This window comes from Streptomyces sp. NPDC007856 (assembly GCF_042868225.1).
Classification (GTDB): Bacteria; Actinomycetota; Actinomycetes; order Streptomycetales; family Streptomycetaceae; genus Streptomyces.
On sequence record NZ_JBIAEC010000009.1, the window covers coordinates 190,494 to 205,821 of the forward strand.

The 15,328-nt window shown below is 72.4% G+C and carries 15 protein-coding genes; 7 read left to right on the top strand and 8 right to left on the bottom strand.

The window, feature by feature from the left end:
* The first annotated feature begins 96 nt into the window (after positions 1-96).
* On the top strand, positions 97-1,935 hold the full coding sequence (locus tag ACFYOH_RS22480) for an HSP90 family protein (RefSeq protein WP_388628453.1): 1,839 nt from the start codon (positions 97-99) through the stop codon (positions 1,933-1,935).
* Positions 1,932-4,919, top strand: coding sequence for a tetratricopeptide repeat protein (locus tag ACFYOH_RS22485; protein ID WP_388628099.1), 2,988 nt, complete (start codon positions 1,932-1,934; stop codon positions 4,917-4,919). Before ACFYOH_RS22480 ends, ACFYOH_RS22485 begins: the two co-directional genes overlap by 4 nt.
* Positions 4,920-4,926: 7 nt before the next feature.
* On the opposite strand, the gene ACFYOH_RS22490 is transcribed toward ACFYOH_RS22485, so the two are convergent.
* A complete protein-coding gene (locus tag ACFYOH_RS22490) occupies positions 4,927-6,729 on the bottom strand; it encodes a DAK2 domain-containing protein (protein ID WP_388628456.1) in 1,803 nt (600 codons plus the stop codon).
* A gap of 258 nt (positions 6,730-6,987) precedes the next feature.
* On the opposite strand from ACFYOH_RS22490, the gene rpmB reads away from it, so the two are divergent.
* Positions 6,988-7,173, top strand: coding sequence for a 50S ribosomal protein L28 (rpmB, locus tag ACFYOH_RS22495; protein WP_003993230.1), 186 nt, complete (start codon positions 6,988-6,990; stop codon positions 7,171-7,173).
* A 100-nt stretch (positions 7,174-7,273) separates the two neighbouring features.
* On the opposite strand, the gene thiD is transcribed toward rpmB, so the two are convergent.
* Entirely contained in the window at positions 7,274-8,062 is a 789-nt protein-coding gene (thiD, locus tag ACFYOH_RS22500) for a bifunctional hydroxymethylpyrimidine kinase/phosphomethylpyrimidine kinase (protein ID WP_388628102.1), read from the bottom strand.
* Positions 8,059-9,024, bottom strand: coding sequence for a thiamine-phosphate kinase (locus tag ACFYOH_RS22505; protein WP_330337600.1), 966 nt, complete (start codon positions 9,022-9,024; stop codon positions 8,059-8,061). Before ACFYOH_RS22505 ends, thiD begins: the two co-directional genes overlap by 4 nt.
* A gap of 245 nt (positions 9,025-9,269) precedes the next feature.
* On the opposite strand from ACFYOH_RS22505, the gene ACFYOH_RS22510 reads away from it, so the two are divergent.
* Positions 9,270-9,503 (top strand): Lrp/AsnC family transcriptional regulator, encoded by a 234-nt coding sequence (locus tag ACFYOH_RS22510; protein WP_388628105.1) that lies wholly within the window; start codon positions 9,270-9,272, stop codon positions 9,501-9,503.
* Between the two features lie 20 nt (positions 9,504-9,523).
* Positions 9,524-10,045 (top strand): DUF3515 domain-containing protein, encoded by a 522-nt coding sequence (locus ACFYOH_RS22515; protein WP_388628108.1) that lies wholly within the window; start codon positions 9,524-9,526, stop codon positions 10,043-10,045.
* A gap of 12 nt (positions 10,046-10,057) precedes the next feature.
* Here the strand turns inward: ACFYOH_RS22515 and ACFYOH_RS22520 are convergent, their stop codons facing one another.
* From ACFYOH_RS22520 to ACFYOH_RS22530, 3 genes are read right to left on the bottom strand one after another with little or no spacing between them, the layout of a single operon-like run.
* Entirely contained in the window at positions 10,058-11,215 is a 1,158-nt protein-coding gene (locus ACFYOH_RS22520; RefSeq protein ID WP_388628111.1) for a D-alanine--D-alanine ligase family protein, read from the bottom strand.
* 58 nt (positions 11,216-11,273) lie between these two features.
* Positions 11,274-12,284, bottom strand: a complete 1,011-nt coding sequence (locus tag ACFYOH_RS22525) for an NAD(P)H-dependent glycerol-3-phosphate dehydrogenase (protein WP_388628114.1) — start codon at positions 12,282-12,284, stop codon at positions 11,274-11,276.
* Positions 12,281-13,060 carry a lysophospholipid acyltransferase family protein gene (locus ACFYOH_RS22530; protein ID WP_388628117.1) on the bottom strand — a complete coding sequence of 260 codons (780 nt, stop codon included), beginning with the start codon at positions 13,058-13,060 and terminating at the stop codon, positions 12,281-12,283. The genes ACFYOH_RS22525 and ACFYOH_RS22530 overlap by 4 nt, the downstream gene beginning before the upstream one ends.
* Before the next feature lie 155 nt (positions 13,061-13,215).
* Between ACFYOH_RS22530 and cofC the strand changes: the two genes are divergently transcribed.
* Together cofC and ACFYOH_RS22540 are read left to right on the top strand one after the other, a co-directional pair.
* On the top strand, positions 13,216-13,854 hold the full coding sequence (cofC, locus tag ACFYOH_RS22535; protein WP_388628120.1) for a 2-phospho-L-lactate guanylyltransferase: 639 nt from the start codon (positions 13,216-13,218) through the stop codon (positions 13,852-13,854).
* Positions 13,855-13,938: 84 nt separating this feature from the next.
* Positions 13,939-14,142 (top strand): hypothetical protein, encoded by a 204-nt coding sequence (locus ACFYOH_RS22540; protein WP_388628123.1) that lies wholly within the window; start codon positions 13,939-13,941, stop codon positions 14,140-14,142.
* A 69-nt stretch (positions 14,143-14,211) separates the two neighbouring features.
* Here the strand turns inward: ACFYOH_RS22540 and ACFYOH_RS22545 are convergent, their stop codons facing one another.
* Both ACFYOH_RS22545 and ACFYOH_RS22550 read right to left on the bottom strand, forming a co-directional pair.
* Positions 14,212-14,859 carry an HU family DNA-binding protein gene (locus tag ACFYOH_RS22545; protein WP_388628125.1) on the bottom strand — a complete coding sequence of 216 codons (648 nt, stop codon included), beginning with the start codon at positions 14,857-14,859 and terminating at the stop codon, positions 14,212-14,214.
* A gap of 136 nt (positions 14,860-14,995) precedes the next feature.
* Positions 14,996-15,226: a hypothetical protein gene (locus tag ACFYOH_RS22550; RefSeq protein WP_067130673.1), complete on the bottom strand. Its 231-nt coding sequence runs from the start codon at positions 15,224-15,226 to the stop codon at positions 14,996-14,998.
* Between the last annotated feature and the right edge of the window lie 102 nt (positions 15,227-15,328).

A 15,328-nucleotide genomic window follows, 5' to 3' on the forward strand; every position in this document is an offset into this window, starting at 1 on the left:
CCCTAGGATGGCGCGCTCCGGCCATCCTTCGCGGTCACCGCCCCGCCGGGACCGCCCGACCCCGCGCCGCACGCACTCCCCTCCGGCGCAGTGACGATGGACTCCCAGACCTCACAGTCAGCCCAGGCATCCCAGTCACCTCACCCTCCTCACATGTTCCAGGTCGACCTGCGCGGTCTGGTGGACCTGCTCTCCCATCACCTCTATTCCAGCCCCAAGGTCTATCTGCGCGAGCTGCTGCAGAACGCCGTCGACGCCATCACGGCACGGCGGGGCGCGGAGCCCGAGGCCCCGGCCCGGGTGCGGCTGCACGCCGACGACGGCGGCCTGCGCGTGGAGGACACCGGGATCGGGCTCACCGAGGCGGACGTGCACGATCTGCTCGCCACCATCGGGCGCAGCTCCAAGCGGGCCGAGGGCCTGCAGGAGGCCCGTTCGGACTTCCTCGGCCAGTTCGGCATCGGCCTGCTCGCGTGCTTCGTGGTCGCCGAGCGGATCCGGGTGGTCAGTCGCAGCGCCCGTACGCCGGGCGCACCACCGGTGGAGTGGACGGCGCGCGACGACGGCTCGTACACCGTGCGGACCCTGCCCGACTCCGCACGGCCCGAGCCCGGTACGACCGTCCACCTGACCGCGCGGCCGGGGGCGGCCGAGTGGCTGGCGCCGGAGCGGGTGCTGGCCCTGGCCCGCGACTTCGGCGCGCTGCTGCCGTACGACGTCCGGGTGGGCGAGGAGCCGGTGACGGATCTGCCCGCGCCCTGGGACCGGCCGTACCCGAGCCCTTCGAGCAGAAGGGTGGCGCTGGCCCGGCACTGTCACGAGCTGTTCGGGTTCACCCCGCTGGACTCGATCGACCTGGACGTGCCGCTGGCCGGGATCCGCGGGGTGGCGTATGTGCTGCCGGCGGCCGTGAGCCCCGCCCAGCGGGCGACCCACCGGGTGCATCTGAAGGGCATGCTGCTGACCGAGCGGGCCGAACAGCTGCTGCCCGACTGGGCGTTCTTCGTGCGCTGTGTGCTGGACACCGACAGTCTGCGGCCGACGGCCTCACGGGAGTCGCTGTACGAGGACGAGACGCTGGCCGCGGTGCGGGAGGCGCTCGGGGAGAGGATTCGCTCGTGGCTCACGGGGCTTGCCGCCGGTGATCCGGAGCGGCTGACGGCCTTCCTCGCCGTGCATCACCTGGGGGTGAAGTCGCTCGCCCGGCACGACCGGGACATGCTGCGCACGATGCTGCCCTGGCTGCCGTTCGAGACGACCGACGGGCAGCTGTCGCTGGAGGAGTTCGCACAACGCCACCCGGTGGTGCACTTCACGCGGACCGTCGAGGAGTACCGGCAGGTCGCGCCGATCGCCTCCGCGCAGGGCGTCGGCGTGGTCAACGGCGGCTACACGTACGACGGCGACCTGGTGGAGGCGCTGCCGTCGGTGCGGCCGGGGACGGTGGTCGCCGAGCTGGACGCGGACACCGTGACGGCGCACCTGGACGCGGTCGACCCGGGCGAGGAGCTGGCCCTGTCCGGCTTCCTGGCGGCGGCGCGGGCGAAGCTGGACCCGCTGGGCTGTGACGTCGTCCTGCGGGCCTTCCATCCGCTGTCCGTGCCCGCGCTGCATCTGGACGACCGTTCCGCGCGGCACGAGCAGGCCCGCGCGGCGGCCGAGGAGCAGGCCGACGACCTGTGGGCGGGCATCCTCGGCTCGCTGCGCGGCAGCGCACCACGCGCGCGTCTGGTACTCAACCATCTCAACCCGCTGGTGCGGCGCATCGGTTCGCTGAAGGACCCGGAACTGATCGGAACCGCCACGGAGTCGCTGTACGGGCAGGCCCTGCTGATGGCGCAGCGCCCGCTCCGGCCGGCCGACTCGGCGCTGCTGAACCGGGCGTTCATCGGCCTGCTGGAGTGGGCGACCCATGGGGAGGGTGACGGGCGATGAGCGAGATCGCGGACTTCGACGCGCTGCGCCGGGCGATGGCGGAGAACTCCGAGCAGCCGGAGGGCCCGGCCCGCAACGCGCGCGCGGAGCGGCTGCTGGCCGAGGCTGAGGGCCTCGGCGTCCCGCTGGCCGTCATCGAGGCGCTCGGGCACCAGCTGAAGGTCTACAACTACAGCTCCGAGAAGGACAAGATGTTCGTCCCGTTCGCGCGGCTGCTGCGCATGTGGGACGAACGGCCCGAGGACTTCGACGCGTACGAGGCGCACTCGCTGCACTGGGTCTTCAAGTGGATGTCGGCGGGCATGCTGGACCAGCCGCACATCCCGCTCGCCTCGATCGAGAAGTGGCTCGCCGAGATGGAGCACCGCTACCGGCTCGCCGGGCACTCCGAACGTGCCGTGCGCGGCGCGGAGTTCACTGTGGCCGCGCACGTCGGGGACCTGGCGCGCGCGGAGCGGGCGTACGCCGCGTGGCTCGCCGCGGACCGGGACACGATGGCCGACTGCCACGCGTGCGAGCTGCACGGGCAGGGCGAGTGGCAGGTCCAGCGCGGCAGGGACGCTCAGGCCCTGGAGCTTTGGCGGCCGGTGCTGGAGGGCGAGTTCGCCTGCGCGCACGAACCGCACACCGTGCTGGCCTCCTCGCTGGCCCCGCTGCTGCGCCTGGGGCGCGCCGACGAGGCCCGCGCGAACCATCTGCGGGGCTTTCGTCTGGTCCGCCCGATGGAGTCGATGCGCGGCGCGTACGCCGACCATGTGGAGTTCTGCGCACTGACCGGCAATGAGGCACGCGCTCTGGAGCTGCTCGCCGAGCGGCCGGCGTATTTCACCGACACGGGGCATCCGCGCAGCCGGCTGGACTTCCTGGCCGTGGTGACGCTGCTGATGGACCGGCTGACCGAGCTGGGCCTCGGCGGACAGCGGGTGCCGGGTCCGGCCGGGCGGACCTGGACGGCACAGGAACTCGCCGGCCACGCGCGCGTGGAGACGCTGGAGCTGGCCGAGCGGTTCGACCGGCGCAACGGCACGTCGAACATCGGCGCCCGGGCACGCGCGCGTATGGCTCAGCGGCCGCTGGTGGAGCGCCTGCCGCTGGGCGTGCGCACGGTGCGCACGGGGCCGGCGCCGGTGGCCGCGCCCCCGCCCACGGAGGGGCACGGCGAGCCCGGCCTGGCGGCCCTGCTCGCCGAGGCACGCCGGCTGTCGGAGACCCTGCGGCCACACGCCCTGGAGGCCTGGGCCGCGGTCCGGCGGGCCGCGCGCGGTACGGATCTGGAGCCGCGCGACCGCGCGGAACTGGCCGAGCACGAGGCGATGGCCCGCGGCCCCGAGGGCATCGAGCTGTTCGAGCAGGCGGCGGCCCTGTACGCCGAGGCGGGCGACCCCGGCGAGGCCCTGGCGGCACGCGCGCGTGGAGCGTACGTCCGCGCCCTGACCGGCGACGTACAGGCGGCACTGGACGTGGTCACCGGCCTGTACGACGAGGCCCTCGCCCTGTACGCCGAGGAGGCCACCGGCGTACGGCAGACGGCGTCGGTCCTGATGAGCCGGGCGCGGATCCTCATGCGACGGGTACACGAGGGTGCGCCGGTCCTGGAGGCCCCGGTACCGGGCGGCTCCGCGCCCGAGGACGCGTCGACCGACAGACGCGTCCCCGACACGTCGGTGTTCGCGCAGGTCGAGCAGGCCGTGCGTGAGGTGCTGGCGCTCGTCGAGGGGCGGACCGCGGATGATGTGCGGCTGGCCGCCCGGGCCGCTGAGGCGCGGGGCATGCTCGCCGAGCTGGCCGGGGTGCGCGGGGACGGCGGGCGGGCCGCGGAGTTGTTCCGGCGGGCGGCCGACGCGTATGTGAGCGCCGGGCTGCCGTGGTTCGCCGTGGAGTACGAGATGCAGGTCGCCGCGCTGGCCCATCAGGCCGGTGAGCCGGGCGAGGCGGAACGGGCGCTGCGGGCCGCCCTGGAGCACGGCGGGCCGTACCTGGAGCCGGTCGGCCGGGCCCAGCTGCATCTGCAGCTGGCCGAGGTCGTCGGCGCCCGGGGTGAGGTCGTCGAGGCCACCGAACATGCGCTGCAGGCCGCGCACTGGGCCGACGAGGCGGGCGAGAGCGGCACGCTGGGCGCCTGGGCGCGGCAGCAGCTGGGCGGTTTCCTGCTGCGGCAGGGGCGGTGCGCCGAGGCCGCCGAGGTGCTGGAGTCGGCGCTGGCCGACCTGTCCGCCGAGACGCACGGGGACGGAGCCGTCGTACAGGCGCAGTGGTGGCTCGGCGACTGCCTGGGCGAGCTGGGTGATCACCGGGCGGCGGCGGAACACCGGCTGCGGGCCGCCGAGACCGCCCGGCACTGGCCCGAGCAGCAGGACCACGCCACGCTCGCCCACCTCGCCGCCGAGTCGCTGAGCAAGGCCGGCCTGCTGGACGAGGCCGACCAGGCCTACGCGCGAGCGGGCGAGCTGTGGCGGGCGCTGGGCAACCCGGCCTTCCTCGTCCGCTCACTGCGCGCCCGCGGCTGGCTGGCGTTGCGCGGGGAGCGCGGCGCGGAGGGCGCGCGAGAGCTGATGGCGGAGGCGGTGCGCACGTGCGAGCGGGCGCGTCGGGCCGCGGCCGACCCGGTGTCCATGGCACAGCTCACCGGCGAACTCGCCCACACGCACGGGCAGTTCGGCGAGCTGCTGACCCGCTCGGCGACCGAGGGGGCGGAGCGGTCCGAGGAAACCGAAGAGGGCGCGATCCAGGCCGTGTTCGAGGCGGCGCTGATCCAGCTGGACCGCGCGGCCGACCTGTTCACCACGCTCGGCCCGGACGCGCTGCACGACCGTACCGGTGCCCAACTCGCCGCCGGGCGGCTGGCTGCGGACCTCGGCCGGCCCGCCGAGGCGGCGGCACGCGCGCGTGCCGTGCTCGTGGCCTACCGGGGCGCCGACGACGGGGACGAGACCGTCCGGGCGCGCCGGGTGGAGGCCGCCCGGATGCTGGAGCAGGAGTCGTGAACCCGGCTCACTCCACGCCGATGAGCAGCAGGGCCCCCTGTCGGCCGCCCCGGTACACGACCGTGTCCACGGCGAGGTAGGACTCCCGTACGCGGGCCTCCAACTGCTCGGCGACGGTCTCGGGGGCCCCGTCGCCGACGACGAGGGTGACCAACTCGCCGCCGGCCTGGAGCATGCGGTCGAGGACGGTCCGGGCGGTGGCGGTGACGTCGGGGCCTATCACCGCCACGTCGCCGTCGATCAGCCCGAGCACGTCCCCGGCCTGGCAGATGCCGGCCGTCGTCCAGGACTGGCGTTCGGCGACGACGACCTCGGCGTACCGGGTGGCGCCCGCCGCCGCGGTCATCTGGACCACGTCCTCGTCGAACCGGCGCGCCGGCTCGTGCACGGCGAGCGCGGCGATGCCCTGGACCGCCGAGCGGGTCGGGATCAGGGCCACCCGGATGCCCTCGGTGCGGGCCTGCTCGGCGGCCGCGGCGGCCGTGTGGCGCAGCTCGGCGTCGTTGGGCAGCAGGACGACCTCGCGCGCGTGGGCCCGCCGCAGCGCCTGCACCAGCTCCCCGCTGGCGGGCGGCTCCCCGGGACGCGCGAGGACGGTCGTGGCGCCCGCCTCGGTGTACAGCCCGGCCAGGCCCTCGCCCGGCACGACGGCGACGACGGCACGCTGGGCACGCTCGCGTGGCGGACGCTCGCCGCCGGTGTGCACGTCCCCCAGCCCGAAGTGGGTGATCCTGATCCGGTACGGCCGCCCGGCCTCGACGCCCGCCTCCACGGCGGCGCCCGCGTCGTCGACGTGCACATGGACGTTCCACAGCCCGTCGCCGCCGACCACGACCAGGGAGTCGCCGAGCGCGTCGAGGCGTTCCCGCAGCCGGGCCACGGCCGTGTCGCCGGCCTCCAGGAGATAGATCACCTCGTAGGCGGGCCCGCCGGTCTCGCCCTCGGCGCACAGGCCTGCGTCGGGCACGGCCACGCGGGCGTGCGCGCCCGCAGCGGAACCGGCGCCCACGCGCGCATGCAGATCGGCATCCGCACCGGCGCCCGCAGCACCGCAGGCCCCGGCCACGCGCGCGTGCCCGCCGGAAACGACGTCCGGTGCGTCCGCGGTGTCCCGCACCGCCGCGAGGCTCTCCCGCGCGGCCGGCACCTCCCGTACCGCCTCCCCCGTGAACGCCTCCACCAGCGCACCCAGCACCGCCACGAGCCCGCGTCCGCCGGCGTCGACCACCCCGGCCCGGCCGAGCACGGGCAGCTGGCGCGGAGTGGCCGCAAGGGCCGTCCGCGCACCCTCGTAGGCCGCCCGCGCGACCGTGCCGCAGTCGCCGTCGGCCTCCTCGGCGGCCTCGGCCGCGGCCGAGGCGACGGTCAGCACCGTGCCCTCGACGGGGTGGGCCACGGCCTGCCGGGCGGAGTCGGCGGCCCGCCGCAGCGCCAGCCGCAGCCCCGCGCCGTCGATGTGCGCCGCCTCACCGCCCTGGGCCAGCACCTGCGCCATGCCGCGCAGCAGCTGCGCCAGGATCGTCCCGGAGTTGCCCCGGGCCCCGATGAGCGCCCCGTGGGCCATCGCGTGCACGGCGTCCGCCAGAGAGGGCTCATCAGTACCCGTCTCGTACCCGGCGAACACCGCCTCCACGGCGGTGGCCGCCGATTCCAGGGTGAGGTAGAGATTCGTTCCGGTGTCGCCGTCGGCCACCGGATAGACGTTGATCGCGTCGATCTCCTCGCGCGCGCGACCGAGCGCTCCGAGCGCCAGACCGCACCAGGTGCGCACCGCGAGAGCATCGAGGAATGTCTGCGGCACCTGCGCCACCTGCGCCTCCCTGAACTGGCTGGACGTGGGACGCAGCGTAGACCCCGAAGCGGCGTCCACCGGAACAGGGCCGGGAGCGGGGTCCTGATCTGCCATGGTAGTTTCGTTCTACGGGCGCAGCCGTTGTATGCTGCTCCGGTTGCCCGATCCGATCGGGCCGTTCCCCTGGCACCGCCACTCAAGATCTCAGGTCTTAGGATCTCGATCCCGGCATGCCGGGATTAACCGTAAGTGCATCTGAAGTCTTTGGAGTGACCCGTGGCTGCCAACTGCGACGTCTGCGGCAAGGGGCCGGGCTTCGGCAACAACATCTCGCACTCGCACCGCCGTACGTCCCGCCGCTGGAACCCGAACATCCAGCGTGTGCGTACCGTGGTCGGCGGGACGCCGAAGCGCGTGAACGCTTGCACCTCGTGCATCAAGGCCGGCAAGGTCTCGCGCTGACGCTACAGCTGAGCGCGCGGCCACTGCCTGGTTCGCTGCAAAAAGCCGGTCCACCCGAGGGTGGACCGGCTTTTTGCCGTACCCGAGACCCGGAAGCACATCAGGCACGGAAGCGCCAGCCGTGATCCACCGGCCCGATCCCCGCCCCCAGCGCGAACCCGGCGGCGATCGCGCCCGTGACGTACTCCTTGGCCGCCGTGACCGCCTCCGGCACGGAGAGCCCCTTCGCCAGCCCCGACGCGACGGCGGACGCCAGTGTGCAGCCCGTGCCGTGCGTGTGCCGGTTGTCGTGGCGGGGCGCACGCAGCCGGTACTCGTCGGCGCCGTCCGTGAGCAGATCCACGGCCTCGCCCGCCAGATGCCCGCCCTTGATCAGCACCCACCGCGGCCCGTACGCCAGCACGGCGTCCGCGGCCCGGCGCAGATCGTCCTCGGACTGGACCCGTACCCCCGTGAGTTGGGCCACCTCGTCCAGATTCGGGGTGGCCACGGTCGCCACCGGGAGCAGCTTCGTCCGTACCGAATCCAGCGCGGACGCGGCGAGCAGCGGATCGCCGTGCTTGGAGACGCCCACCGGGTCGACCACGGCCGGCGCGTCCGTGCCGGAGATCAACTCGGCGACCGCCTCGACCAGTTCCGCCGAGGCCAGCATGCCGGTCTTCACGGCCTGGACGCCGATGTCGTCCACGACGCTGCGGTACTGGGCCCGCACGGCCGCCACGGGCAGCTCCCAGGCGCCCTGGACACCCAGCGAGTTCTGCGCGGTCACGGCCGTGATCACGCTCATCCCGTGCACGCCGAGCGCCAGCATCGTCTTCAGGTCGGCCTGGATGCCGGCCCCGCCCCCGGAGTCGGAGCCGGCCACCGTGAGCACCCTCGGAAGACTCATGACTCGATGTCCCCGAAGTGGTCCCAGCCGCCCTTGCTGGTCCAGGGCGCCCCGTCGACGGTCACCTGCGGCAGCGCGGAGGGGTTGAGGACCTCGCCGATGACCTTCCAGCGGGCCGGGAGCTTGGTGTCCGGCGGGAAGGTCGCGACGATCGCGTGATCCTCTCCCCCGGTCAGCACCCACTGCAGCGGATCGACGCCGACGGCCTGCCCGATGTCGTTCATCTGGCTCGGGATGTCGATCGCGCCCGAGCGGATGTCGATGCGGACCTTGCTCGCCTCGGCGATGTGCCCGAGGTCGGCGATCAGCCCGTCGCTCACGTCGCACATCGCGGTCGCGCCGAGCCCGGCGGCGGCCGGACCCGCGTGGTACGGCGGCTCGGGACGTCGGTGGGCCTCCACGAAGGCGCGCGGGGAGCGGAAACCGCGGGAAAGGACCGCGTAACCGGCCGCGGACCAGCCCAGCCAGCCCGTGACGGCCACCAGGTCGCCGGGCTGGGCGCCGGCCCGTGTGACGGGCTCCTGGTTGCGCAGATCGCCGAGCGCGGTGATCGACACCATGATCGTGTCGCCGCGTACCACGTCACCGCCGACCACGGAGGCACCCGCGACCTGGCACTCGTCGCGCAGGCCGTCCATCAGCTCGCTCGGCCAGGTCACCGGGAGTTCGGCCGGGACGACCAGGCCGAGCAGCAGGGCGGTCGGTACGGCGCCCATCGCGGCGATGTCGGCGAGGTTCTGCGCCGCCGCCTTGCGGCCGACGTCGTAGGCCGTGGACCAGTCGCGGCGGAAGTGCCGCCCCTCCAGCAGGATGTCGGTGCTCGCCACCACCCGGCGGTCGGGCGCGGCGACCACCGCGGCGTCGTCGCCGGGGCCGATCCGGACCGCCGGGGTGGTGGTGAGACGGGAGGTGAGCTCCCTGATGAGCCCGAACTCACCGAGCTCACCAACAGTGCCCTTCATTGCCTTGCTCCCCTTCTCTGCCATGCCATGCCCAGTCGCGCGCCATCAGTGTCCCCGATACGGTCGAGGTGACTGTCGATACGGTCAGGATGACCGTCGCAGCGGTCTTGCGACCGTCAACTTCCGTCGTGCCTGCACCCTGGCGCGCAAGCCCGGTTCCCGCAGGTCTCCCCGCGGCGAGCGGCGACGCGATACCGTGGCGTTCCTTTTCCCCACATGATCCTCGTGGCCGCCCTGGAGGTTCCGTGGTACAGGCGTACATCCTGATCCAGACGGAGGTCGGCAAGGCGTCGACCGTCGCCGAGACGATCAGCCAGATCCCTGGAGTGATCCAGGCCGAGGACGTGACGGGACCCTACGACGTCATCGTGCGCGCCCAGGCCGACACGGTCGACGATCTCGGTCGCATGGTGGTCGCCAAGGTCCAGCAAGTGGACGGCATCACCCGCACCCTGACCTGTCCGGTCGTGCATCTGTAGCCCCCGTCTACGCTTGGCCGGTGAAGTTCTTCGCTCACCGGCCCCTCGGCGTGCTCGCGCCCGCGCTGCTGCTCGCGGTCGCGGGCTGCTCCTCGGCAGACGGCAGCGCGACCGTGGCGGTTCCCAGCCCCGACGCGAAAACGGCGCCGGTGTGCCGGAATCTGCACCGGGTGCTGCCGCAGAAGCTCGACGGGCGAAGCCGCAACGACCCCGAACCCCGGTCCGCCTACACGGCGGGCTGGGGAAACCCGGCGATCATACTGCGCTGCGGTGTCGTACGGCCGCCGAAGATGATCGACCCCAAGGTGGCCGAGGGCGGTGACCCCGACGCCATCGCGGGCGACGTGAACGGCGTCGACTGGCTGATGGAGAAGCAGGGCGACGGCACCTGGCGGTTCACCACGGCGGGCCGCGTGGCCTATGTGCAGATCGCCCTGCCCAAGGGGATGTCCGCGCAGGAGGAGGGCACGGCCGTGCTCACCGACATCGCGGCGGCCGTGAAGAAGGCGATCCCCACGGGGATCGCCTCCATGCGCGGGTGACTCGCGGGCCGCTCAGCGCAGTCCGGTCGAGCGGCGCAGCGCCGCCTGCACCAGGCGGTCGATCAGCTCGGGGTAGCTGACGCCGCTGGCCTGCCACATCTGCGGGTACATCGAGATCGGCGTGAAGCCGGGCAGGGTGTTGACCTCGTTGATCACGAACTCGCCGTCCTCGGTGAGGAAGAAGTCCGCGCGGACCAGGCCCTCGCAGGAGACCGCCTCGAACGCCTCGACCGCGAGCCGCCGCACCTCGGCGGTCTGCTCCTCGGTGAGCGGCGCGGGGACGATACCGGGCGTGGAGTCGATGTACTTGGCCTCGAAGTCGTAGTACGCGTGCGTGTCCGGCGGCGGGATCTCGGCCGGGACGGAGGCACGCGGGCCGTCCTCGAACTCCAGGACGCCGCACTCGATCTCCCGGCCGCGTACGGCGGCCTCGACGAGGATCTTCGGGTCGTGGGCCTGCGCGGTGGCGATCGCCTCGTCCAGCCCGGACAGGTCGTCGACCTTGGTGATGCCGATGGACGAGCCCGCGCGCGCGGGCTTCACGAACAGCGGCCAGCCGTGCTCGCCGGCGAAGTCGACGATCTTCTTGCGGGCGGCGGACTCGTCCCGCTCCCACTCGCGCGGCCGGATCACCACGTACGGGCCGACCTTGAGCCCGTAGGAGGTGAAGATCCGCTTCATGTACTCCTTGTCCTGGCCGACGGCCGAGGCGAGCACGCCGGCGCCCACGTAGGGCACCCCGGACAGCTCCAGGAGGCCCTGCAGGGTGCCGTCCTCGCCGTACGGGCCGTGCAGCACCGGGAAGACGACGTCGACCTCGCCGAGGGCCTTGGGCACCGAGCCGGGCTCGCTGTAGACGACCTCGCGGCTCGCGGGGTCGACGGGGAGCACCACGCCGCCCTCGTGCGACTCCGCCAGTTCCTCGACGTTGGGGGTACGGCGGTCGGTGATCGCCATGCGCTCCGGCTCGTCGGCGGTCAGCGCCCACCGGCCGTCCTTGGTGATGCCGATCGGCAGGACGTCGTACTTCGTCCGGTCGATGGCCTTGAGGACGGCGCCCGCGGTGACCACGGAGATCCCGTGTTCGGAGCTGCGGCCGCCGAACACGACGGCCACGCGCGGCTTGCGGGGCTGCTGCTCAGGGCTCTGGGGGAGGTTCTCGGTGCTCATATCGCGTTGAGAGTACCCGTTGGTAGAGCCCGGATACAGCGTCGACTCAGGGGTTCGCTCAGCGTCGTTCCGGCTTCGCGCTGCGCGACATCAGCTCCTTGACGGCGACCACCGGTGACTTGCCCTCGTGCACGATGGCGACGACCGTCTCGGTGATGGGCATGTCGACGCCGTGCCGGCGGGCCAGATCCAGCACGGACTCGCAGGACTTGACGCCCTCGGCGGTCTGCTTGGTGACCGCGATGGTCTCCTGCAGGGTCATGCCCTTGCCGAGGTTGGTGCCGAAGGTGTGGTTGCGGGACAGCGGCGAGGAGCAGGTCGCCACCAGGTCGCCGAGGCCGGCGAGTCCGGAGAAGGTCAGCGGGTCGGCGCCGAGCACCACACCGAGCCGCGCGGTCTCGGCGAGGCCCCGGGTGATGAGGGAGCCCTTGGCGTTGTCGCCGAGCCCCATGCCGTCCGCGATGCCGACGGCGAGCCCGATGACGTTCTTCACGGCACCGCCCAGTTCACAGCCCACCACGTCGGTTTCCGTGTACGGCCGGAAGTACGGCGTGTGGCAGGCGGCCTGCAGGCGCTGGGCGACGGCCACGTCGGTGCAGGCGACGACGGCCGCGGCGGGCATGCGGGCGGCGATCTCACGGGCCAGGTTGGGCCCGGTGACGACCGCGATGCGGTCGGAGCCGACCTTGGCGACGTCGTCGATGACCTCGCTCATCCGCATGGTGGAGCCGAGTTCGACGCCCTTCATCAGGGAGACGAGCACGGTGTCCGGGGCGAGCAGCGGGGTCCACTCGGCGAGGTTGGCGCGCAGGGTCTGGGAGGGCACGGCGAGGACCGTGAAGTCCGCGTCGCGCAGGGCCTCGGCCGGGTCCGAGGTGGCACGCAGGTTCTCCGGGAGTTCGACGCCCGGCAGGTAGTCGGGGTTGGTCCGCGTGGAGTTGACGGCCTCGGCCAGTTCGGGACGGCGGGCCCACAGGGTGACTTCGCAGCCCGCGTCGGCGAGGACCATGCCGAAGGCGGTGCCCCACGAGCCGGTGCCCATGACCGCCGTCTTGACCGCCTTGCTCACTTGCCCTGCCCCTCCGGTTCCTTGCCCTTGGTCTCCGCCGTCTGTGCCTCGGTGCGGCGCCGCTGTTCGATCCGCTCGCGGCGCGGGTCGTAGGGCGTCTCGGGCGCCTTCTCGCCGCGGATCTCCTCCAGGAGGCGGGTGATGGCCGCCATGATGACCTCGGTGGCCTCCTTGAGCAGGTCCGGGGTCATCTCCTTGTCGTAGAAGCGCGAGAGGTCCACCGGCGGGCCCGCGAGCACGTGATGGGTCTTGCGCGGGAAGAGGTTCGGCTTCCTGGCGTACGGCGGCAGCAGTTCGTTGGCGCCCCACTGGGCGACGGGGACGACCGGGCACTTCGTCTGCAGGGCGACGCGGGCGGCACCGGTCTTGCCGGTCATGGGCCAGCCGTTCGGGTCGCGGGTGAGGGTGCCCTCGGGGTAGAAGGCGACGCACTCGCCGCGCTCCACGGCGTCGATCGCGGCCCGGAAGGCGCTGAGCGCGTCCGTGGACTCGCGGTAGACGGGGATCTGCCCGGTGCCGCGCATGGCGGCGCCGACGAATCCCTTCTTGAATAGTCCGCTCTTCGCCAGGAATCGCGGAACCCTTCCGGTGTTGTACTGATAGTGCGCGTACGCGAAGGGGTCCACGTGGGAATTGTGGTTCACCACGGTGATAAATCCGCCCTCGGCCGGAATGTGCTCCATTCCACGCCAGTCCCGCTTGATCAGAACCACCAGCGGCGGTTTGCAGATCACCGCGGCGAAGCGGTACCAGAAGCCGATTCTGCGGCGGGGCACAAGGACACCTTCCTCTAGGGGGCTGCCACCTCGGCGGGGGCCGCACGATTGTCGCCCCGTGCCGCCGGTCTGTCGAGAACACCGTACGCCCCGCCACCGACGGCGCCAGATGGCGCGGGGGACAATGATCGCGACAAGAGAGGGACGGTATGCCGGTGCAGTGGACCTTGGTCATCCCCCTGAAGCCCCTGTCGCGGGCCAAGAGCAGGCTCTCGGACACCGCGGGCGACGGGGTGCGCCCGGGGTTGGCGCTCGCGTTCGCGCAGGACACGGTGGCCGCGGCGCTGTCCTGTCCGGCCGTGGCGGATGTGGCGGTCGTCACGGACGACGAGCGGGCGGCACGCGAGCTGGCCGTGCTGGGCGCGCGGATCGTCCCGGACACGCCGGCCGGCGGCCTGAACGCCGCGCTGGCGCACGGCGCGGCCGTCGTACGGGAGATACGCCCGCGCACACCGGTCGCGGCCCTCAACGCCGACCTGCCCGCGCTGCGCCCGGCGGAACTGGCCGTTGTCCTGGGCGCGGCGGCGGAGTTTTCCCGGGCGTTTCTCGCGGATGCGGCCGCACTGGGCACGACTTTGCTGACCGCGGGGCCGGAGCAGGAATTGCAGCCGGAGTTCGGCGTGGATTCCCGTGCCCGTCATCGCGCGTCCGGAGCGGCGGAAATCCAGCTGGCGGGGGTGGATTCGGTACGACAGGACGTGGACACCGGGAACGATCTACGAGCGGCGCTCGCGTTGGGCGTGGGACCGTATACGGCCGCGGTGTCGGCGGGGTTGCTGATCCCGGAGCCCTGAGGGCACCCGGCGCCGGGGCTGGGCGGAAGTTCGGGGCGCGGCCCCGCGGCGCATCCCGCGGCGGCGAACATTAGGCTGGCCGTCATGCAGGCCACCGCATACACCTACGACCCCGAAACCCGCAGCGGACAGGTGCTCCTCGACGACGGCACCCCGGTGCCGTTCGACACCGCCGCGTTCGACGCGGGCGGCCTGTTGCTCCTGCGCCCCGGGCAGCGGGTGCGGATCGAGGCCGAGGGGCAGGGCGACGCGCTGCGCATCACCCTCGTAACCCTTCAGACCCTGTAACTGCCCTTACACACGCCGCGGGCCGGGCTCCCCAGGGAGTCCGGCCCGGCGCGTGAGTGCCTGGCATCCTTACGACGTCGACTTGCGGGCGGTGGCCTTCTTGGCGGTGGTCTTGCGGGCCGTCGACTTCTTGGCCGGGGCCTTCTTCGCGGTGACCTTCTTCGCCGGGGCCTTCTTGGCCGTCGCCTTCTTGGCGGTGGCCTTCTTCGCCGCGGTGGTCTTGGCGGCCGCCGTGGTCTTCTTGGCGGGCGCCTTCTTCGCCGTGGTCTTCTTCGCGGCGGCCGCCTTCTTCGCGGGCGCCGCCTTCTTGGCCGCGACCTTCTTCGCGGCCGCCTTGGTGGTCTTCTTCGCGGCGGCCTTCTTGACCGTCGCAGCGGCGCCGCCGGTCAGGCTGCCCTTGGGCGCCTTCTTGACCGAGACCTCGCCACCGCGCGGCAGCTTCTTCGAGCCGCTCACCAGGTCCTTGAAGCCCTGACCGGCGCGGAACCGCGGCACAGAGGTCTTCTTGACCCGAACCCGCTCGCCCGTCTGAGGGTTGCGGGCGTAACGGGCGGGGCGGTCCACCTTCTCGAAGGACCCGAAGCCGGTGACCGAGACCCGCTCGCCCGCGACGACCGCGCGGACGATGGCGTCCAGGACATGATCGACAGCCTCGGCGGCCTGCTGGCGGCCACCCAACTTGTCGGCAATCGCTTCTACGAGCTGCGCCTTGTTCACGTCTTCCCCTTCGGAGACATCGCCAGAACGAAAGTGTTCAAGCTTTTTCGCACGTTAGGCAGATATATACCGCAAATCAAACACGAAACGGGCTAATCACCCTTGTGCCGCAACGGACTCGGTGATCTCGGGCTGTTCAGTGGTCCTCGTCGGGGATCCGACCCTCGTCGAGGTCCGCGTTGAACCGCTCGAGCCGCCTTGCCGCAGCGGCGAGATCGTGCTTGGCCGCGGCCGTAATGACCAGCAGCTTCCGGGTCAGCGCCATCCGTACGCCCTCCGGGACTTGCAGTGCGCGCACCCTTGCGTGCGCTTCCTTCAGTTGGTTCGCGACCGCCGTATAGAGCTGGAGTTGGCCGTCGTGTTCCATGCACAGATTGTGCCATCTGGGGCGAGTTGTCGCCTGCGCAGGGGGCAACTACCGCCTCGATTGGCCATTCAGGCACTTGCGGAGGGCGCGGTCCCAGCACTC